The organism is Streptomyces sp. NPDC091649, from assembly GCF_044756785.1.
Lineage (GTDB): Bacteria > Actinomycetota > Actinomycetes > Streptomycetales > Streptomycetaceae > Streptomyces.
Genome location: NZ_JBIVTR010000004.1, coordinates 103,550 through 122,748 on the forward strand (window position 1 = coordinate 103,550; position 19,199 = coordinate 122,748).

The following is a 19,199-nucleotide window of genomic DNA, read 5'->3' on the forward strand; positions in this document are numbered from 1 at the left end:
CGGAGTCTCAGAAGACCAGGACTCCCCGGGCCACCCGCCCGCGGTGCGCGTCGTCGGCCGCCTTGGCGAAGTCCTCCACCGGGTACGTCTCGGTGACCAGTCCGTCCAGCAGCAGCCGGTCGGCCCGGTAGAGGTCCGCGTACAGGGCGATGTCGCGCTGGGGCCGCGAGGAGCCGTAGCGGCAGCCGAGGACCGACTTGTCCAGGTACATCGAGGAGACCAGGAACGACGCCTCGGCGCTCGCCGCCGGGACGCCCAGCAGGACCGCCTGGCCGTGCCGGTCGAGCAGGTCGATCGCCTGCCGGATCAGTTCGGTGCGGCCGACGCACTCGAAGGCGTGGTCGGCCCCGTCGGGCAGGATGTCCCGCACCCCTTCGGCGCTCGCCAGGAAGTACGTGGCGCCGAACCGCCGGGCCACCGCCTCCTTCGCGGGGTTGCTGTCGACGGCGACGACGGTGAGCGCGCCCGCCAGCCGGGCGCCCTGGAGCACGTCGAGGCCGACGCCGCCGGTGCCGATGACCACGACGGTGTCGCCCCGGTCGGCCTTCGCCCGGTTGAGGACGGCCCCGACGCCGGTCAGGACCCCGCAGCCGATCAGGGCCGCCGAGGTGAGGGGCAGGTCGGCCGGGATCTACACCGCCTGGACGGCGCGTACCACGGTCCGCTCCGCGAACGCGGAGGTGGAGGCGGACTGGAACAGGCTCTCCCCGCCCCGTGAGAACGGCCGCCCCGGCCGCCCGATCGCCTTCCGGCACATGGTCGGCCTCCCCCGGTCGCACTGGGCGCAGGTCCCGCAGCCGGCGAGGGTGAGCGCGACGTGATCACCGGGCCGTACGTGGCCGACGCCCGGCCCGACCGCTTCCACCACGCCCGCGCCCTCGTGGCCGAGCACGACGGGGGCCGGAAAGGGGATCGTGGCGTCGATCACCGACAGATCGCTGTGGCAGAGTCCGGCGGCGGCGACCGCCACCAGCACCTCTCCCGGGCCCCGGGTCCCGTGTCTCCAGGTCGTCCACGACCTCGGTCCGCGTGCCGTCGAAGACGACGCCCCTCATCTCGGCTCCCTCGGTAGGCCGAGCACCCGCTCGGCGATGATGTTCCGCTGGATCTCGTCGGAGCCGCCGTAGAGGGTGTCGGCCCGGCTGAAGAGGAACAGGTGCTGTGCCTCGTCGAGTTCGTAGGGGCGCTCCGCCGAACAGGGTTCCGGGCCGGCGGCCCCCGCCTCGCCCGCGACCCGCACGGCCAGTTCGCCGAGCCGCTGGTGCCGGCCGCCCCACAGCAGCTTCGCCACGCTGGGCGCGCCCGGGTCGCCGGTGGAGCCCAGGGTGCGCAGGGCGTGCCGGCGCATGGTGTCCAGCTCCGCCCACTGCCGCACGATCCGGGCCCGGATGACCGGGTCCTCGGCGGCCCCGTTCGCCACCGCCGCGGCGACCACCCTGCCCAGCTCCTCGGCGAACCCGATCTGCTGGGCGAGGGTGGACACCCCGCGCTCCAGGGCGAGGAGGCCCATGGCGACCTGCCAGCCGTTGCCCTCGCCGCCGACGGCCTCGGCGGCCCGCGCCCCGTCGAGGAAGACCTCGTTGAACTCGCTGGTCCCGGTCGGCTGGCGGATCGGCCGCACCTCGATCCGCCCCGGCTGGTCCATCTCCACCAGCAGGAACGACAGCCCGTGGTGGCGGGTGGAGCCGGGGTCGGTGCGGGCGAGGACGAAGCACCAGTCGGCGTCCAGGGCGAGCGAGGTCCAGATCTTCTGCCCGGTCACGGCGTAACCGCCCGTCCCGTCCGGTACGGCGGCGGTCCGCACCCCGGAGGCCGGTTCGGAGCCCTCGACGGAGACGCCGTAGTCGTTGACGACGACCCGCGCCCCCTCCGCTGCCGCGGCGAGCGCGACGGCCCGCCCGATGCCCCGGCCGGCCCCCGTCACGGCGACCACCCTGCCTGCCAAGAAGTTCCCCATCCTGTCGGTGCGCACGCCCGAGTGGTTCCACGCCCGGAACGTGGCGGCCGTCGCCAACGACACCCTGACCTTTGAGATCTTCCCGCCGGAGATCGAGGACCTATGGATGCCGGTGCACGCGCTGCACCTGGTCGAGATGGGCATGCTCCAGGGCCAGAACTGGAATCTGGAGGCCCTGCCCGACGCCTGCGCGGAGGAGGGCCGGCACGCCTTCCTGCTCAGCGCGGCACCGGAACCGTTCGCCGGGGCCACCGGTTCGCCGGTGGCCCCGGTCGCGGTCCTGTGAACGGCTTCCGCGAGGAGGACAGGGGCGCTCTCAGGCCAGGTTGGTGAAGAGGCAGGAGGGCGCCTCGCACCCCTCGCCGCCCTGGCCGGCGACCGGGCGCGCTTCCGGCAGGCGCACCGGGCCGCTCCGGTCGACCTCGCACCAGATCTGCTTCCCGGCGCCCTCCGGCAGCCAGCCCCAGCGGTCCGCCAGGCCGTCCACCAGCTCCAGGCCCCGGCCGCCGGTGTCGTCGCCCTCCGCGTGCCGCTGGAGCGGCGGGCGGTCGCTGGCGTCCGCGACCTCGACCCGGACGGTCCCGGCCCCGCCGAAGAGCATCCGCAGCACAGCCGGACAGCCCGTGTGGACGACGGCGTTGGTGACCAGCTCCGAGATCAGCAGGATGAGCGTCTCGGCGAGCGGCTCGTCATCTCCTATCCCGGAACCGACCAGGCGCGACCGCGCCCACCTACGGGCCCGCCCCACCTCCGCGGGGTCCGGACCGACCTCCAGCTGAACCTGAAGCACCTGCACCGCTCACACCATCCGAACCGGCGGACACATCGCCTCGCGCCTCCTCAGGGTCACGGAACGTGATTCCCTTGCGCGACAGCATGGTTGACGTACAGTCACCGCAACAAGCGCTTCGGGCATATTCCAGCGCGAAGGAGTACGCGTGGTGCATACTGTGCGACGCACGCTGCGGGGAGTCGAACAGGAGCGCGCGGGGACCGCGAGAATCGCTTCCCGGGCAGGCCCGGCACCTCTCCCGTGAGAGCCCTCGCCCCGGACCGGAGCCGCCGCACAGGCCGCCCCCGGATCTCCCGGTTCCAGAACCACTCGCATCCCACGGAGCGTACCCGAGCCGGGCCCCGACTCCGCCCGGTGACGAATCACGCAAAGGGCGCAAGCCGACGCGTCCCCGGTCCGGCTGCGCTGAGTCACCCTCCGGCCCCTGCTTCCGGGACGGCCCGGCCGGACGCCGCCGACCTGCCCGGACCCCGCCGCACGGTCCCCAGGTCCGCGGCCAGAAGCTTCTGTGCCCCGGCCCCGGTGAGCCAGCTCGCGGACCGGAGCCAGGCGCGTTTCAGGTGGAGGTGAACATCTGCCTCCCAGGTGAAGCCCGCCCCGCCGTGAATCTGGAGGCAGTCGCGTGCGTTGCGTACGGCCGCTCGTCGGCGAGCAGTTTGGCCGCCGCGATCTCCACCGGGGCACCGGTCCGGGCCGCCGCGTACACGGCGGCGCGGGCCGGTTCGGTACGGGCGAGCATGTCGGCGCAGAGATGTTTGACCGCCTGGAACGATCCGATGGGCGATCCGAACTGCTGGCGTGTTCCGGCGTGTTGAACGGCCATCTCGGTGGTCCGGGCGGCGCTGCCGAGCTGTTCGGCGGCGGTGAGCAGCGCACCCTCGCGGCGAATGCGCTCCGAGTGCGCCGTGGTGCGCTCCGTCGCCGCCGTCGCGTCCCTGACTCCAGCCGCCCCCCTCGCCACCGCCGCCGTCCGCTCCGCCACCCGGCCCGGCCCCGTCCGGTGCAGCGGGGTGAGCGGGTCCATCGACCGGACGGGCCGGGCGGCGGCGGCGAAGGCGCGCAGCGCCTCCCCGACGAGGGCTTCGGCGCCCACCAGTACCGCGTCCGCCTCCGCCAGGTGCGCCACCGGCACCTCCCCGTCCACGGCCGTCACCACCGCCTCGCCCCCCCGCACCAGGCCGGCCGCGAGGTGGGTGGCGGCCAGCGGGCCCGGCAGCAGCGCCCGGCCCGCCTCCTCGAAGAGCAGTACCGCCTCGGGCAGACCGAGGCCCACCCCGCCCGCCTCCTCCGGCAGCCGCAGCGCGAAGAACCCGGCCTCGCCCAGCTCCCGCCACAGGGCCCGGTCCAGGGCCCAGCCCCGGTCCACCGCCGCCCGCAGCCGGTCCCGGTCGAACACCGCGCCGAGCAGGTCGCGCATGCGGGCACCACCTCCGGCCCCAAGGGCGTCCTGCACACCGACCGCTCCCTGATCGCGGGCGGCTCCTGCCTGGCCCACGCCCTGCGCCTCTCGGAGCGGGACGTGGGCTCGATGGCCTTCCCGTACGCCCATGTCGCCGGGCCCGACTACACGGTGATGCTGCTGTTGTACGGGTTCCCGACGCCGAACGCGGCGAACGCGTCTGCGCGGAGGTCGAACAGCCGCCCGGCGCCCCGCCGCTGACCCTGGCCGGGGTCTCGGCCCACCTGCGGGAACCGGGCCTGTCCGTGCACAAGCTGCCCGAGCAGCTGGAGGTGCTCGACGCGCTGCCGCGCGACGAGACGCTGCGCAAGGTGCTCAAATACCGGCTGCGGGAACGGTTCGGCGGATGAGGCCGGGGGTCTCGGGGGCGGTGCGCCGCCCCCGAGGCCCCCGGGTTCCTACGCGTCGGGCTCGATCACCGTGAAGTACACGGAGAAAGCGGCCACCACATCGCTCTCCGCGACCCGCCCGTCCCGGTCCGTGTCCAGGCTCTGCGCGGCGATGCCCGCGATCTCGGCGCCGGCCCCCAGAACCCGGAGCGCCCGCTCCACGTCCGCCACCGCCGCCCTGCCGTCGTTCCCGCCGTTGGCGACCGCGATGGCCGCCCGCAGGAACGGCCGGGCGATCTCGGCGAACCGCTCGGGACTGTCCCGGAGCCGCTTCACCGCCCCGCCCACGAACTCCTCACGGGTGACCCGCTGGTCCCCGTCCACATCGGCGATCCCCGCCATGCCCTGCCAGAATGCCTCGGCACCGGTGTAGAGCGCCTGTCCCTTGTCGCAACGGGCCGTCGTACCGAACTCGGTGAGCAGGCGTGCCGCCGCGGCGTTGAAATCGGCACGATCGATATAGCCGTTGCCGTCCTGGTCGAAGGCGGCGAAGCGGTGCGCGATCTTTCGCTCGTACTCTGCGCTGTCCATGCGGGGAGCGTACGACGCCCGGAGCGCTCACGTGTCACCGAGCAGCGCTTCCTGTGTGACAACCTCGCATCACCGGGCCCGCGGACCATGCGGAAGCCGTCCGCCGCCCGACGGAAAACACGTGCGGTGGGCGTCAGGCGCTCAGCGGCCTGCATTCCTCGTCGGTCGCCGACCGCGCGTCCGGGTAGACGTCGAACAGACGGCGTACGCCGAGCGCCCCGAGCACCTTGTTGACGTGCGAACCGTCCTCCGCGCCCCGGGCGGGCAGAATCAGCCGCAGCCGGCCGCCGCAGGACTTCATCAGCCGGCGCGAGGCGATCAGCACGCCGACGCCGCTGGAGTCGCAGAAGAACACCTCGGACAGATCGAGCACCACATCGTGCTGCCCCTCCGCCACCGCCCCGTGGACGGACTGGCGCACGACGGGTGAGGTCACCAGGTCGAGTTCGCCGCTCATGCGCAGCACGGTCCAGGAGCCCTGCTCCCCCTCGTCCACCTTGAGCGTCACGCGACTGGACCTCTCGTTCCGGGGCTCCCGGCAATGATCCGGAAGTTTCCGTTCCTTCTCGCGGCTGCCCAACCGCAGTCCCATGAAACACCGCCGCACCCACCTGGGCCCAGGAGATTTCCGGCAGAAAGGAGCACTTCGGCCCGTTTCCGCTGATCAGAGTGGTCGAGGAGGCATCCAGGCCGAAAATCGACTACCGTCGTCGGCCACGCGCCGCGAGGCGAGAGTTGCCGCAAAGGCGCGTGCGCCGCCCGCCCGGCGGACTACATTCGGTCCTCACGGGCACAGGGTGGCTCACGGAGCTTGGGCGACAGGGCCGGGGGCTGGGGGGTTCATGGCGAAGGACACGGCGCCCCGCTGGGACCGCAGGATGCAGCAGAGGCTGGCCCGCGGGGAGGCGGCGGCGCTCGGCGAGCTCTACGACCGGTTCGCGGCCCTCGTCCACAGCCAGGCGCACCGGATGCTCGACGACGAGGACGCCGCCGACCTGGTGACCCGCGAGGTCTTCGCCCAGGTCTGGGAGAACCCCGAGGCGTACGACCCGAAGCAGGGCTCGATGCGCTCCTGGATGGCCCGTCTCGCCCACCGCCAGTCCGTCCGGCGGCTGCGCCGGGCCGCGGCCTCCGCCCGCGAGGCGGGGCACGGCGAGGGCGCGGAGGCCGACCCGGAAGGGCTGGAGCGGCGGGTCCGCAGCGCCACGGCCGCCGCCCGGGCCGACTACATCGTCTCCTCGATGCCCGCACCGCTGCGGCAGGCCCTGGAGCTGGCCTACATCCACCGCCGGGACTACCGGCAGACCGCCGCCGATCTCGGCGTCACCGAGGACGAGGCGCGCCGTCGGCTCCGGCTGGGGCTCCAGTTGCTCTCCACGGCCGACGCCCACCCGCTCGAAGGGTCCGCGCCGCCCGGTTACGGACGCGTCCGGTGAGCGGCGACGGACGCGGGGGCGCGCGGGGCGACGGCGAGGAGGTGCGCGGCGCTCGCCGGATACCCGGCCCGCGCGGGGCGGCGGACGACCTCGGCCCGGAGGCCGCACCGTCTCCCGCGCCTCCGCCGTCGGGCGGGTGGTCCCGCGAGGAGGCCGTGCCGGAACAGTCCGCTCCGCAGACGCCGGGGGCCGGGGAGCTCGCGACGTCCCGCGGGGCCGAGCCCGGTGCCGGGGCCGAGCCCGGTGCCGGGGCCGGGGACGAGCCGGAGTTCACGGCCGGGTTCGACTTCGCGGCCGAGCCGGATGCCGGGCAAGAGTTCGCGGCCGGGCCGGAACGCACGGCCGGGCAAGAGTTCGCGGCCGGGCCCGAGTCCGCGTTCGCGGCCGGCTCCGGGCCGTACGCCCCGGAGCCGCTCATGACCTCCGTCCCGGCCCTCCCCCACCGGGTCCTCAAGGCCCTGCTCGGCGCCTGGGCGCTGTCCGCCTGTTCGGCCGAGGAGACCGCCGCCGTCGAGGACCACCTCACCGAGTGCGCACCGTGCGCGGACGAGGCTCTGCGGCTGCGGAACGCGGTGGGGCTGCTGCACACCGACGGCTTCCTGGACCTCGACCCGACGCTGCGGACCCGGGTGATGGACGGGTGCCTCGGCCGCCGCCCGGCCCGGATCCCGGTGCCGGAATGGGCGGCCCCGTACGACGCGGAGACCGCCCGCCTGGACGCGCTGCTCCGCGACATCGGGGACTCCGAATGGCACGCCCCGGTACGCCTGCGGTGGTTCGAGGAGGAACGCGAGGCACGCCGGCGGACCACGGTCGCCGGCGTGATCGGCCATCTGACGGCGGTCGACGGGCTGCTGTCCGCCGCACTCGGCCTCGACGATCCGCTCGGCGGCGGCGAGGTGCCGCTGGACCCCACGGAGCGCACCGAGGCGTACTGGTCGGCGACGCGCCTGCCGCCCACCCGGGCCGTCCGCGAGCCCTGGCGGGCCCAGAGCCACGAGCTGATCCGTACGGCGTCCTTCGCCGGGCGGAACGTCGCCGAGACCTCCGTCTCCTACGGGTCCTTCGCGCTGCCGCTCCAGGACGCGGCTCTGGACCGGGCCTTCGAGTGCTGGGTGCACGGCGGAGACATCGCCGACGCCGTCGACTACCCGTACCGGGCCCCGTCGGCGGCCCATCTGCACCGGATGATCGACCTGGCGGCCCGGACGCTTCCGGCCGCCCTCGCGGGGCGCCGCCACACCGGACTGGCCGGACCGGCGAAGGAGCTGGTCACGGCCGGCGCGCCGGGCCGCTCGCTCCACCTGGAGATCGAGGGCCACGGCGGAGGCGACTGGTACATCGCGCTGGACTCGCCGGCCGCCGTCGGGTCGCCCGAGCGCGCGGTGGCACAGGTGGCGCTGGACGGGGTCGAGTTCTGCCGGCTCGTCGCGGGCCACATCTCACCGGTGGAAGCGGCCGCCGGCCAGGAGGGCGACCGCGAGGCCATCCGTGACGTGCTGTCCACGGCGGCCTCGCTCAGCCGGCTGTGACGCCGGGCCCGGCCGGCCACAGGCGTCCGGCTACGCGAAGATCACCGTGCGGCGGCCGTTCAGCAGGATGCGCCGCTCCGCGTGCCACTTCACCGCGCGCGCCAGCGCCTGGCACTCCACGTCCCGGCCGATCGCGACGAGCTGGTCCGGCGTCACGCCGTGGCCGACGCGCTCGACCTCCTGCTCGATGATCGGGCCCTCGTCGAGGTCCGCGGTGACGTAGTGCGCGGTCGCGCCGATCAGCTTCACCCCGCGCGCGTGCGCCTGGTGGTAGGGCTTGGCGCCCTTGAAGCTCGGCAGGAACGAGTGGTGGATGTTGATGATCCGGCCGCTCAGCCGCTTGCACAGGTCGTCGGAGAGGACCTGCATGTAACGGGCCAGGACGACCAGCTCGACGTCCTCCTCGCGGACCAGCTCCAGCAGCCGCGCCTCGGCCTCCGCCTTGTTGTCCTTCGTCACCGGGAGGTGCCGGAAGGGGATGCCGTACGAGGCGACCAGCTCGGCGAAGTCCGTGTGGTTGGAGACGACGGCCGCGATCTCGACCGGCAGCGCACCGGTGCGCGAGCGGAACAGCAGGTCGTTGAGGCAGTGGCCGAACTTGCTGACCATCAGCACGATCCGCATGCGCTCCGCGGCCCGGTGGATCTGCCACTCCATCCGGAACGCCTCCCCGATCGCGGCGAAGCTGGCGCGCAGCTTGTCCACCGTGACGGTGGCGTCCGCGGAGAAGTGGACGCGCATGAAGAACAGGCCCGTGTCGTGGTCGCCGAACTGCTGACTGTCCTCGATGTTGCAGCCGGTCATGAAGAGATAGCTCGACACGGCGTGCACGATGCCCTGTTTGTCGGGGCAGGAGAGCGTGAGGACGTGCTGCTCGGTCGCGGCGGCGTCCGAGGTGGCGGAGGGGGCGGGCTGCGGCGCGGTCATCCTCGTAGGGTGCCACAGCCCCCCGGCGTCAGGCAGCTCTGGTCATGATGCGGATGACGTCCAGCGATCGCGGCGGTGTGTCCGGATCCTCCGCGTCGTTGGTGGCGAGCATCACATGGGCCTCGCGTGCCGCCTGGACGGCCTCGGGCCAGCCGTGGTGCTCCAGATAGGCGGAGACGGGGGCGTCCGCGCCGACCTGGTGCATGATCCGCAGCACCCGCAGTGCGGCGGCGTCGACGGCGGCGGCCTCGGCGGAGTCCCTGAATATGGTGCCGACGTACTTCTCGGCGGACCAGTTGTCGAGCCAGGTGTCCTCGACCAGGCGGTACACGGCGTCGGTGACGTCTCCGTACCCCTCCTGGCCGGCGAGCCAGCACTCGTGGTGGAAGACGGGGTCGGAGAGCATGTGCAGCGCCGAGCGCACGTTGGTGCGCCAGCGCCACCACGGCATGTCAGTGAGCGGCATGCCGCCCATGGTGGAGGAGCGACGGCCGCGACGGGAAGAGTTCTCCGAACCTTGCTGCACGGTCGTCGATCGTACGTTCCTCCGCACCGCCCCCGCACGGGCCCCCGCAATTCACCTGGAGGTCACCGAGCGTTGAGGGCGGCACACCGCGCCGTTACCCGGGGCCCGGAAGGGTCAAGGACCATGACCGGACGGCGACGCCCCACCCTTCCCCGCCCCTTCCCGGGCGTCATCAGCGCGGCGGCGGCGGGAGCGGTGCTGCTGTCCGGCTGTGGTGTGCTCCCTGGGGTCTCGGGGGGGTCCAGGGAGCCCGTCACCGTCATGACCTGGGCGCCCGACCGGTCGGAGGACATCAACGCGGTGAAGATGGCCGGGGTGCCCGCGATGGCGCAGACGTACGCCCGCTGGGTCAACGACACCGGCGGCATCGACGGGCGCGAACTGCGGGTGGTCGTCTGCGACGAGGCCGACACCCCGATCGGCGCCGAGCAGTGCGCGCGGGAGGCCGTCGAGAAGGAAGTGGCCGCCGTGGTGGGTTCGTACAGCCGCCACGGGCAGAGCTTCATGCCCGCGCTGGAGGCGGGCGGCGTCCCGTACATCGGCGGCTACGGCGCCTCGACCGAGGAGTTCAGCAGCTACCTCTCCTACCCCGTCAACGGCGGCCAGCCGGCGCTGCTGGCCGGCCACGGGCAGCAGCTGGCCCGCAGTTGCGAGCGGGTGTCGCTGGTGCGGCCCGACTCGATCGGCGGCGACGGCATGCCGCCGCTCCTGAACAACGGGCTGATGGCCGCCGGACGGCCCGCCTCCACCGACATCCTGGCCCCGCTGGACGCCACGTCCTACGACGGGCAGGCCGCGCAGGCGCTGGAGCGGTCCGAGGGCGGCTGTGTGACGGCGGTGCTCGGCGGCCGTACGGAGACGTTCTTCGACTCCTTCCGCCGCCTGGAGCCGGACGGCGGGCAGGTCAGGATCTCCTCCGTGCTGGGCAGCGTCAACCAGCCCCTCATCGACCGCACGGGCGGCCGTGACAGCCCCTTCGAGGGCGCCTACGTCACCGGCTGGTACCCGGACGCGAGGAACGCGCGCTGGAAGGAGATGCGCGAGGTGATCGGGAAGTACGCCTTCGGGGACAACCGCATCGACGCCGACGACACGGCCGTGCAGACGACGTGGATCGCGTACACCGCGCTGCGGGCCGTCGTCCGGGCGATCGGCGACGAGGACATCACCTCGGGCCGGGTCGTCGCCGCCCTCAACGGGGGCGTCGAGGTGGAGACCGGCGGCCTGACCCCGACGCTCCGCTGGCGCTTCGAGGACCTGGTCGGCACGTTGAGCTACCCGCGCATCGTCAACACGAAGGTGACGTTCCAGGTGGTCCGCGGGGGCCGTCTCACCGCCCAGAAGAAGGGCTTCGTGGACGTCTCGGACGCCCTGACGGACGCCCCGCGCGGCTGACGGCCGCCCCGCGGGGCTTTCGCCGGCCGCATCCGGCTTCCCGGCTTCCGGAGAATCGGGAAGCCGGGAAGCCCGCTGTCAGAGTTCGGTGTACGCGTGCTCGGTGAGGCCGTACTTCGCCGCGATCGTGTTCCAGAGCTTCGACGCCTCGCGCTTGGCCTGGGTGGCCACCCCGCTCTGCTGGTTGGCGCGGGCCGTCTCGTTCGTCGTCCGGGCCTTGCCGCCCTTGCAGACGTGCTTCTGCTTCTTGGCCTGCCGGGCCCAGGTGGCGTAGTGCTCGTCGGCCGCCGCGGACGCCTTCCACGCCCGGTTGAGCGAGGAGGTCAGAGCCGCGTGCTGCGGGAGCTTGTCGACGGTGATCGCTTCCAGACGGGTCACCAGTTCCCGGCGCTGCTGGGCCGCGCCCCTGAGATCGGTGTTCGCCTGGTCCAGGTCCTTGCAGGACTTGATCTTCTCGACCGCGCTGATCACCGCGGCCCGGCTGTTGTTGCTGTCGGCCAGCAGCTTGTCCAGCGCCTCGGCCTGCGGCTTCGCCGGGTCGGGCGCCGCCTTGGTGGTCGGGTCCGCGCTCGGTGAACTCTGCGCGACGACCGGCTGCTTGTCGTCGGCGGAATCGTCGCCGCCGCTCATCAGCGCGCCCGCTCCGAGCCCGATGACGGCGCAGCCCACCACGACCGCGGCGATCAGCGGAACATGCGCGGACCGCTGGCGCGGAGCCTCGCCGCTCTGCTGCGGGGGCGGCCCGTCCTGGCCGCCGTGGCCGTGGAAGCCCTGGGGGCCGGGCTGGTGGCCCCCAGGCGTCTGCGGCGGCAGCTGGCCGCCCTGGGGCTGCCCGGGGGGCTGGTAGCCCTGCTGCTGGTACGCGGACGGCTGCTGCTGGTACGGCGGCGGGGACTGCTGCCCCGCGTCGAACTGCGGCATCTGCTGCGTGGCGCCCGCCGGTTCGTCCGAACGGAACAGGTTGTCGAACTCCGCGGGCGGCTGCCGGTCCGCCGGCTCGCCCGGCCTGATCCCGTACGGAGCCCCACCGGGCACCGGGGGTATGTACTGGGTCGCGTCGGCGTCCCCGCCGCCCGGCGAGGGCCCCACGGGGCCGCCCTGGACGGGCGCGATGAACTGGGTGGCGTCCGCGTCACCGCCGGGAGCGCCCTGGCCTCCCGGCCCGGCCTCCGGCGGCAGCGGCTGCGCGTACGGCTGCGGCTGCTGGTACTGCTGCTGGTAGGCGCCGGGTTGCTGGGGCTGGTGCTGCTGGGGGCCGGAGCCGGGCTGCTGGGGCTGGTACGCCCCGGGCTGCTGGTAGGCCGCCGGCCCGGGCTGCTGCTGCGCGGGGGGCAGGTGCTGCGCCGGCGGGTAGCCGTAATGCCCCTGCGGCTGCTGGTCCGGCTGCGGCGGAGCGGCGGACTGCGGCCCCCACTGCTGCCCCCACGGCTGTCCGCCCGCGGGCGCCGCCTGCTCGCCGTGCCCGGCCTGTCCGCCCTGCCCGGCCGCGGGCGCCCCGGGGTTCCAGGGGGCGCCGCCGTCGGCAGGCAGCACGACACCCTCGTGCGCGGGTCGTGCGGCGGGGAGCTGTTGCTCGCCGCCCTGTCCGCTCTGCGTCACCGGGACTCCTACGTGTGAACCTACGGAACCGTCGGCTCACGCTATCGGGTGGCCGACCGCCTCCGCCAAGCGCGTGGTGCCCCTCACGACCCCTTCACAGGGCGGGTAACATCCGGCCGCCCCGCGACGCTGTTAAGGGCTGCCCGGTGGATCGGCGCCGGATGGGGGCTCCCCCCTCTCGGCCGGATCGCCGCGAGCGCGGACCGGTCCGCACCGGCCCGCGCCTCCTCAGGCCGCCTGGAGTTCCAGGCGCTCGCCGAACTCCCGCACCGCGGGCTCCTCGCCGTAGGGCGTGAGCCGCTGCTGGAGGTCGTCGAGATACTCGGCGCCCCGGCTGGAGCGCACGGTCGCCAGCAGCTCCATCGCCCGGGTCCCCGTGTGGCACGCCCGCTCCACCTCGCGCTGCTGCACCTGCGCGGAGGCCAGCAGCACCAGTGCGATGCCCCGGCGGCGGGCCCGCGTCTCCGGCAGCGCGGCCAGCGCCTCCTTGGCCCGCCGGGCCGCCGCCTCCGGCTGCCCCAGGTCCCGGTGGCAGTGGGCCAGTTCGTCCGCGAGGTAGCCCGCGTCGAAGTGCGCGATCCAGGCCGGGTCGTCGCCGGACTCCGGACCTGCCTGCTCCAGCGCGGCGACCGCCCGCCCCGCCACCGCGTTGCAGGTCCGGGCGTCCCCGAGCAAGGCGTGGCCCCGGGCCTCGGCCGCGTAGAACATCGCCTGGGCGCGGGGGGTGACCTGTCCCCGGGCCCCTTCCTGCGCGGCGCGCGCCAGTTGGGCGATCTCGCGGGGGTTGCCGAGCTGGGCGGCGAGATGGCTCATCGACGCGGCGAGCACATAGCCGCCGTAGGCCCGGTCGCCGGCCGCCTGCGCGAGCCGCAGCGCCTGGATGTAGTACCGCTGGGCGAGGCCGGGCTGGCCGGTGTCGACCGCCATGTAGCCGCCCAGCTCGGTGAGCCGGGCCACCGCGCCGAACAGCTGCCGCCCCACCTGCTCGCGGTAGGCCCCCGAAAGCAGCCCGGAGACCACACTGTTGAGGTAGTGCACGAGCACCGGCCGCACATGGCCGCTGCCGAACCGGTGGTCGAGGTCGGTCAGCGCGGCCGTCATCGCCCGCACCGCCTCGACGTCCGACATCCCGACCCGGGCCCCCGCCGCCCGCTCGACCTGCGCGTCCGGGGCCGAGATCAGCCAGTCCCGGCTGGGCTCGACCAGCGCGGACGCGGCGACCGCCGACGCGGTGAGCAGATCGCGGCGGCCCACGTCGCTGCGCCACAGCTCGCAGACCTGCTCGACGGCCCCGGTGACGGTCGGCGCGTACTGGAGGCCGACGCCGGAGGCCAGGTTCTTGCCGTTGGCCATGCCGATCTCGTCGATCGTGACGGTACGGCCGAGCTTGCGGCCGAGGGCCTCGGCGATGATGCCCGGCGCGCGGCCCCGGGGCTGCTGTCCGCGCAGCCACCGGGCCACGGATGTCTTGTCGTAGCGCAGATCGAGCCCGCGCTCGGCCCCGACCATGTTCACGCGGCGCGCGAGGCCCGCGTTGGAACAGGCGGCTTCCTGGATCAGCGTCTGGAGCCGTTCGTTGGGCTGGCGGGCTACGAGTGGCCGTGCAGCCATATGTCCCCCTGAAATATCGGTTATGTGCAGTGATCGGTGGAAGGGATCACTGCCCGGCACATACACAAGAAATGCGCATATTCCATCGGCATTCGGTACGGACATGGCGCGTTGCACCGTCGCGGAGGCACGGGAGCGGGCCCGGGCGGCGGTCCTGGAGGTGGTTACCCGTCGTCCGGTGCGACACCGCACGCGCGCCCCCGCTCGTGCACCGATGCGCCCCTCGTGCGGGGGCGATGCGCCGGGCCCGGTTCAGGGGAGGCCGTAACCCCACGTGACGGCGGGAGTTGTGCCGGGCGTGGAAGAGCCCATCGGAGTCACGGAAGCCGCACAGGTCCCTCAGCAGCGGGGCGAGCACCTGCTCGACGCAGCGGTGCGGTATGCGGAAGAACGCCACTGGGACGTGTTCCCCGGCACCTGGCTGGAGGCGGTGGACGGCGGGGAGCGCTGCTCGTGCGGCGACGCCGGCTGCGCCCTGCCAGGGGCCCACGCGGACCGGCCCGACTGGGCGGGCCGGGCGACCGGCAGCGGGGCCGCGGCCCGGCGCATGTGGACCAGGCAGCCCCGCGCCTCGGTGCTGCTGCCGGCCGGCCGGGCCTTCGACGCGCTGGAGGTCCCCGAGTCCGCGGGCTTCCTGGCGCTGGCCCGGATGGAGCGGATGGACCTGACCCTCGGCCCGGTCACCCGCACGCCCGACCGCCGGATGCTGTTCTTCGTGCTGCCGGGGGCCGCCGCCAAGGCCGCCGAGCTGGTGCGCGCCCTGGGCTGGAACGCCGAGGCGATCGACCTGGCCGGCCGCGGCGAGGGTCATTACGTCGCCGCCCCGCCCACCCGGGTCGGCGGCCGGGGGGCCGTCCAGTGGGCCCGCAGGCCGACCCACGCCAACCGCTGGCTCCCCGAAGTGGACGAGCTGATCAGCCCGCTGGCGTACGCCTGCGCGCGGGAGGCGGCCGACGCCCGCACCCGTGTCCCGTAGAGCACCCGTCCCGCGCCCTTCGGGGCCCCGGTCCGGCCTTTCGTAGGGTGGTCCCCATCTATGGGGATATCGAAAGGCTGTGCCATGCCGGACCGGGCAGATGCACGTACGAAGACGGATACGCAGACGGACACGGACTCGACGACGACGGGCGGTGCGCGGCCGGCGCCGCCCGCCGTCCGGGTACAGGGGCTGTGGAAGAGGTTCGGGGAGCAGGTCGCCGTCTCGGGGATCGATCTGGAACTGCCGGCGGGGAAGTTCATCGGCCTGGTGGGGCCCAACGGGGCGGGCAAGACGACGACGCTCTCGATGGTCACCGGGCTGCTGAGGCCGGACATGGGGAAGATCGAGGTCGCGGGTCACGACGTGTGGGCGGACCCGGTCGAGGTGAAGGCCCGGATCGGGGTGCTGCCGGAGGGGTTGCGGCTGTTCGAGCGGCTCTCGGGGCGTGAACTACTCGCCTACAACGGGCGGTTGCGCGGACTGCCGGGCGACGAGGTGGACCAGCGCGCCACTCAGTTGCTGGACGTGCTGGATCTCGCGGGCTCGCAGCACAAGCTGGTCGTGGACTACTCGACCGGGATGCGGAAGAAGATCGGGTTGGCGGCGGCGCTGCTCCACAACCCCGAAGTGCTCTTCCTGGACGAACCGTTCGAGGGCGTCGACCCGGTCTCGGCGCAGACCATCCGGGGGGTGCTGGAGCGCTACACGCGGTCCGGGGCGACCGTGGTCTTCTCCAGCCATGTGATGGAGCTGGTCGAGTCGCTGTGCGACTGGGTCGCCGTGATGGCGGCGGGCCGGATCACGGCGCGGGGCACGCTGGCCGAGGTGCGCGGCGACGCCCCCTCGCTCCAGAGCGCCTTCCTCGAACTGGTCGGCGCGGGCGGCCGGGACTCCGGCGACTCCCTCGACTGGCTGGGCGGCACCCGATGAGCGTGCTCGACGCCCCGGTCACCGCGACCGCCCGGACGGCGCCGACGACCGGTCTGACGCCGGTCTTCGTCGCGCTCAAACTGACGCTGCTGCGCAACGGGCTGCGCCAGTCCTCCGGCCGGCGGGCGGCGTTCATCGCCTCCCTGGTCTTCACCCTGCTGCTCGCCGCGGGCCAGGTGCTCGGCCTGGTCCTGCTGCGCGGCACCGAGCACGCGGGCACCGTCGTGGTGCTGCTCACCGGCGTCGTGGCGCTCGGCTGGGCGGTGCTGCCGCTGTTCTTCCCCAGTGGCGACGACACCCTCGACCCGACCCGGCTGGTGATGCTGCCGCTGCGGCCCCGGCCGCTGATCCGGGCCCTGCTGGTGTCGTCGATGATCGGCATCGGCCCGCTGTTCACCCTGTGCCTGGCGGTCGGCTCGGTCCTGGCGCTGGCGCACGGGGCGGCGGGCGTGGTGGCGGCGGTGTTCGCGGTCCCGCTGACGATGCTGCTCTGCGTGGCCCTGTCCCGGGCGGTGGCCACGGCCAACGTCCGGCTGCTGAACTCCCGCAAGGGCCGCGACCTCGCGGTGCTCAGCGGGCTGGTCATCGCGGTGGGCATCCAGTTCGTCAACTTCGGCGCACAGCGGCTCGGCCAGGCCGGCGGGGTCTCCGCGCTGGAGCCGGCGGGCGACGTGGTGCGCTGGCTCCCCGGCGCCTCCGCGGTGGCGGCGGTGGAGGCGGCCTCGGACGGTTCGTACGGGGTCGCCGTCCTCCAGCTGCTCATCACGGTGGCGGCCCTGGCGGCGCTGATGCGGATGTGGCAGCGGAGCCTGGTGAAGCTGATGACCGCGCCGGACGGTTCGACCCTGGCGGCGGCGGAGCCGGCCCGTGAGGAGTCCGGCCGGGGCCGCCTGGCGGCGCTGCTGCCGGAGGGCCGTACGGCGACGGTGATGCAGCGCAGCCTGCGGTACGTGGCACGGGACCCGAAGACCAAGGCGGCCTGGGTGACGGCGCTGGCGATCGGGGCGATCGTGCCGCTGCTCAACGCGCTCCAGGGCACCGGTTCGGTCTACTTCGCGTGCTTCGCCGCCGGGATGCTCGGCATGCAGATGTACAACCAGTTCGGTCAGGACACCTCGGCCTTCTGGATGGTGGCGCTGACGATCTCCTCGCGCCGGGACGCGTACGTGGAGCTGCGGGCGCGGGCGCTGGTCCTGCTGCTGCTCACCCTGCCGTTCACGCTGATCGTCTGTGCGGTGACGGCGGCGGTGCTCGGCGACTGGCGGTCGCTGCCGGGGGCGCTGGGCGTCTCCTTCGCGCTGCTGGGCTCGATGCTGGCGACGGGGGCGGTGGCCTCGGCGCTGTTCCCGTACTCGATTCCGCAGGAAGGCGCGTTCAAGAACGTGGTGCCGGGGCAGGGCGGTCTGGCCTGGATCTCGATCCTCGGCGGCATGCTGGCCGCCGCGCTGCTGGCCGCGCCGGTGATCGCACCGGCTGTCTGGATGCATGTCACGGACCACCACGACGCGTTGTGGCTCCTGGTGCCGGGCGGGCTCGGCTACGGGGCGCTCGTCGGGTGGGCGGGGCTGCGGTACGCCGCCCGGCGCACGGCGGACCGCCTGCCGGAGATCCTGGCGGCGGTCAGCAAGGGCTGAGGGCCGGCCGGTCGGGTCCGGTCTGCCGGGGCTACGGGGAGACCGGTTCGCGGTCGTCCCGGTTGTCCTCGGCGAGCTGTTCCAGGAAGGGTTCCACCGCGGCCCGCCAGCCCTCCGGCTGGTCGTAGTGGACGAGGTGGCCCGCGTCCGCCACTTCCGCGTACTGGCCCCGGGGCAGGACCCGGACCATCTCCTGGGCCTCGGCGCGGCCCAGCTCCCCGTCGAGGCCGCGCAGCACCAGGGCGGGGCACCGGACCTGGGCCAGCTCCTCCCAGTGGGCGTCGAAGACCCAGGTGGCGCGGGAGACGAGCATCTGGCGGCGCGAGAAGACGGGGCGCCAGCCGTCCTCCCGCTCGGCCATCACCTCGGCGTAGAACGCGCCGCGCGAGGGGTTCGGCCGCTCCACCCAGGGGTCGTCCTCGCCGAACCACTTCCGTACGTCGGCGAGGGTGGCGAAGGGCAGCGGCCAGGAGTCGAACCAGTCGCTCCACTCCCGCTGGGAGGCCGCCCCGAGGGCGGAGGCGCGCATGTCGCAGACGACGAGGGCGCGGACGAGGTCGGGGCGCTTGGCGGCGAGCTGCCAGCCGGTGAGCGCTCCCATGGCGTGGCCGACGACGGTGACGGGTCCGAGCCCGAGCTGTTCGATCGCGGCCTCGGCGTCGGAGACGTAGGCGTCACGGGTGTACGGGCCGTCGGCGGGTTTGTCGCTGCGGCCGTGGCCCCGCTGGTCGAGGCCGACCGCGCGGTGCCGTTCGGCGAGCCAGCGGGCGGTCGGGGCCCAGTGCGAGGCCCGGCCCATCAGTCCGTGCAGCAGTAAGACCCCGGGAGCGGCGTCCGCTTCCGGGCGCCCCTTGGGCGGGTCGGCGAACTCCCATGCCGCGAGGCGTACGCCGTCGGTTCCGGTCACATCGATGCGCCGCACCATAGTCCTGGCACCCCCTTCTGGTTCTCGATCACCGTGTGGTCGCGCCCCGTCAGGCTATCGAACCTTTATTCGAAAGCAGGCTTCCGCCACCCAACACCCCACGTTCGAGTGACACCCGTCGAGGATTGACGCCGACCGGCCGGGGGAGATCTTCAGCGGGAGGCGGGCCGCTCGGGGACAGGGGCCCGCGGGAACTGACCTTGAGAGCTCGGGGCTCCGGGTCAGCACAGGGGAGGAACGGCCCCGGCGTCTTCGGCCGTCGGGGCCGCCCCCTTTCCGGGGACGCCCCCGACGGCCTCGACAACGATGGCAGGCGGCGGCCCGAAGCGCCCCGCACCCACCGGGAGCAGGGCATCGCGCAGTACGGCGGGCACCGTCGCGGTGCGCGTGGTGGTACGACGGGCGCATTCCCTGCTCCCTCCCCGACCGTGCCGGCCGTGGCCGGCCGACACCCCCCGGTCCTCTGCCTGGCCTCAGCCTGGCACGCGACGCGTCCGGGCGCTGCCGTTCCGGACGGAAATCGGTCAGCGCACATCACGGTTGTGTCGCCGCCGCGTGCGCGTGACCGGCCGGCGG

The 19,199-nt window shown here is 73.8% G+C and carries 15 protein-coding genes and 4 pseudogenes; 8 read left to right on the forward strand and 11 right to left on the reverse strand.

Going from position 1 to position 19,199, the window contains the following annotated elements; translation table 11 throughout:
• Positions 1-7: 7 nt before the first annotated feature.
• Positions 8-1,055 (reverse strand): annotated as a pseudogene (locus ACIQMU_RS10160) (alcohol dehydrogenase catalytic domain-containing protein).
• Positions 1,052-1,945 carry an acyl-CoA dehydrogenase family protein gene (locus tag ACIQMU_RS10165; protein WP_402688629.1) on the reverse strand — a complete coding sequence of 298 codons (894 nt, stop codon included), beginning with the start codon at positions 1,943-1,945 and terminating at the stop codon, positions 1,052-1,054. Before ACIQMU_RS10165 ends, ACIQMU_RS10160 begins: the two are co-directional and overlap by 4 nt.
• A gap of 7 nt (positions 1,946-1,952) precedes the next feature.
• Here ACIQMU_RS10165 and ACIQMU_RS10170 point away from each other — a divergent pair.
• A pseudogene (locus tag ACIQMU_RS10170) lies at positions 1,953-2,243 on the forward strand (cyclase family protein); the annotation flags it as partial.
• 30 nt (positions 2,244-2,273) lie between these two features.
• Here ACIQMU_RS10170 and ACIQMU_RS10175 read toward each other — a convergent pair.
• Both ACIQMU_RS10175 and ACIQMU_RS10180 read right to left on the reverse strand, forming a co-directional pair.
• Entirely contained in the window at positions 2,274-2,753 is a 480-nt protein-coding gene (locus tag ACIQMU_RS10175) for an ATP-binding protein (RefSeq protein ID WP_356729329.1), read from the reverse strand.
• Between the two features lie 407 nt (positions 2,754-3,160).
• Positions 3,161-4,146, reverse strand: a pseudogene (locus tag ACIQMU_RS10180) (acyl-CoA dehydrogenase family protein).
• On the opposite strand from ACIQMU_RS10180, the pseudogene ACIQMU_RS10185 reads away from it, so the two are divergent.
• Positions 4,089-4,559, forward strand: a pseudogene (locus ACIQMU_RS10185) (hypothetical protein); the annotation flags it as partial. The pseudogenes ACIQMU_RS10180 and ACIQMU_RS10185 overlap by 58 nt on opposite strands.
• Before the next feature lie 48 nt (positions 4,560-4,607).
• Here the strand turns inward: ACIQMU_RS10185 and ACIQMU_RS10190 are convergent.
• Positions 4,608-5,129 carry an EF-hand domain-containing protein gene (locus ACIQMU_RS10190; RefSeq protein ID WP_352242933.1) on the reverse strand — a complete coding sequence of 174 codons (522 nt, stop codon included), beginning with the start codon at positions 5,127-5,129 and terminating at the stop codon, positions 4,608-4,610.
• Between the two features lie 133 nt (positions 5,130-5,262).
• Positions 5,263-5,637 (reverse strand): STAS domain-containing protein, encoded by a 375-nt coding sequence (locus ACIQMU_RS10195; RefSeq protein WP_352242935.1) that lies wholly within the window; start codon positions 5,635-5,637, stop codon positions 5,263-5,265.
• 334 nt (positions 5,638-5,971) lie between these two features.
• On the opposite strand from ACIQMU_RS10195, the gene ACIQMU_RS10200 reads away from it, so the two are divergent.
• Together ACIQMU_RS10200 and ACIQMU_RS10205 are read left to right on the forward strand one after the other, a co-directional pair.
• Entirely contained in the window at positions 5,972-6,565 is a 594-nt protein-coding gene (locus ACIQMU_RS10200) for a sigma-70 family RNA polymerase sigma factor (protein ID WP_352242936.1), read from the forward strand.
• On the forward strand, positions 6,562-8,097 hold the full coding sequence (locus tag ACIQMU_RS10205; RefSeq protein WP_402688630.1) for a zf-HC2 domain-containing protein: 1,536 nt from the start codon (positions 6,562-6,564) through the stop codon (positions 8,095-8,097). Before ACIQMU_RS10200 ends, ACIQMU_RS10205 begins: the two co-directional genes overlap by 4 nt.
• 30 nt (positions 8,098-8,127) lie before the next feature.
• Here ACIQMU_RS10205 and purU read toward each other — a convergent pair whose 3' ends face one another.
• Together purU and ACIQMU_RS10215 are read right to left on the reverse strand one after the other, a co-directional pair.
• Positions 8,128-9,024 carry a formyltetrahydrofolate deformylase gene (gene purU, locus ACIQMU_RS10210; protein ID WP_352242938.1) on the reverse strand — a complete coding sequence of 299 codons (897 nt, stop codon included), beginning with the start codon at positions 9,022-9,024 and terminating at the stop codon, positions 8,128-8,130.
• A 28-nt stretch (positions 9,025-9,052) separates the two neighbouring features.
• On the reverse strand, positions 9,053-9,499 hold the full coding sequence (locus ACIQMU_RS10215; RefSeq protein ID WP_402688749.1) for a hypothetical protein: 447 nt from the start codon (positions 9,497-9,499) through the stop codon (positions 9,053-9,055).
• A 174-nt stretch (positions 9,500-9,673) separates the two neighbouring features.
• On the opposite strand from ACIQMU_RS10215, the gene ACIQMU_RS10220 reads away from it, so the two are divergent.
• Complete coding sequence (locus ACIQMU_RS10220) at positions 9,674-10,945, forward strand: ABC transporter substrate-binding protein (RefSeq protein ID WP_352242939.1); 1,272 nt, start codon at positions 9,674-9,676, stop codon at positions 10,943-10,945.
• A gap of 78 nt (positions 10,946-11,023) precedes the next feature.
• Here ACIQMU_RS10220 and ACIQMU_RS10225 read toward each other — a convergent pair whose 3' ends face one another.
• Both ACIQMU_RS10225 and ACIQMU_RS10230 read right to left on the reverse strand, forming a co-directional pair.
• Positions 11,024-12,544 carry a hypothetical protein gene (locus ACIQMU_RS10225; protein ID WP_402688631.1) on the reverse strand — a complete coding sequence of 507 codons (1,521 nt, stop codon included), beginning with the start codon at positions 12,542-12,544 and terminating at the stop codon, positions 11,024-11,026.
• Between the two features lie 228 nt (positions 12,545-12,772).
• On the reverse strand, positions 12,773-14,155 hold the full coding sequence (locus ACIQMU_RS10230; protein WP_352242941.1) for a transcriptional regulator: 1,383 nt from the start codon (positions 14,153-14,155) through the stop codon (positions 12,773-12,775).
• Positions 14,156-14,444: 289 nt separating this feature from the next.
• On the opposite strand from ACIQMU_RS10230, the gene ACIQMU_RS10235 reads away from it, so the two are divergent.
• The 3 genes from ACIQMU_RS10235 to ACIQMU_RS10245 all read left to right on the forward strand — a co-directional run bounded on the left by ACIQMU_RS10235 (position 14,445) and on the right by ACIQMU_RS10245 (position 17,698).
• Positions 14,445-15,131: a bifunctional DNA primase/polymerase gene (locus ACIQMU_RS10235; protein ID WP_352242962.1), complete on the forward strand. Its 687-nt coding sequence runs from the start codon at positions 14,445-14,447 to the stop codon at positions 15,129-15,131.
• 84 nt (positions 15,132-15,215) lie between these two features.
• Positions 15,216-16,064: an ABC transporter ATP-binding protein gene (locus tag ACIQMU_RS10240; RefSeq protein WP_352242942.1), complete on the forward strand. Its 849-nt coding sequence runs from the start codon at positions 15,216-15,218 to the stop codon at positions 16,062-16,064.
• Complete coding sequence (locus tag ACIQMU_RS10245; RefSeq protein ID WP_402688632.1) at positions 16,061-17,698, forward strand: transporter; 1,638 nt, start codon at positions 16,061-16,063, stop codon at positions 17,696-17,698. Before ACIQMU_RS10240 ends, ACIQMU_RS10245 begins: the two co-directional genes overlap by 4 nt.
• 31 nt (positions 17,699-17,729) lie before the next feature.
• On the opposite strand, the gene ACIQMU_RS10250 is transcribed toward ACIQMU_RS10245, so the two are convergent.
• Entirely contained in the window at positions 17,730-18,623 is an 894-nt protein-coding gene (locus tag ACIQMU_RS10250) for an alpha/beta hydrolase (protein WP_352242944.1), read from the reverse strand.
• Positions 18,624-19,199: the final 576 nt, after the last annotated feature.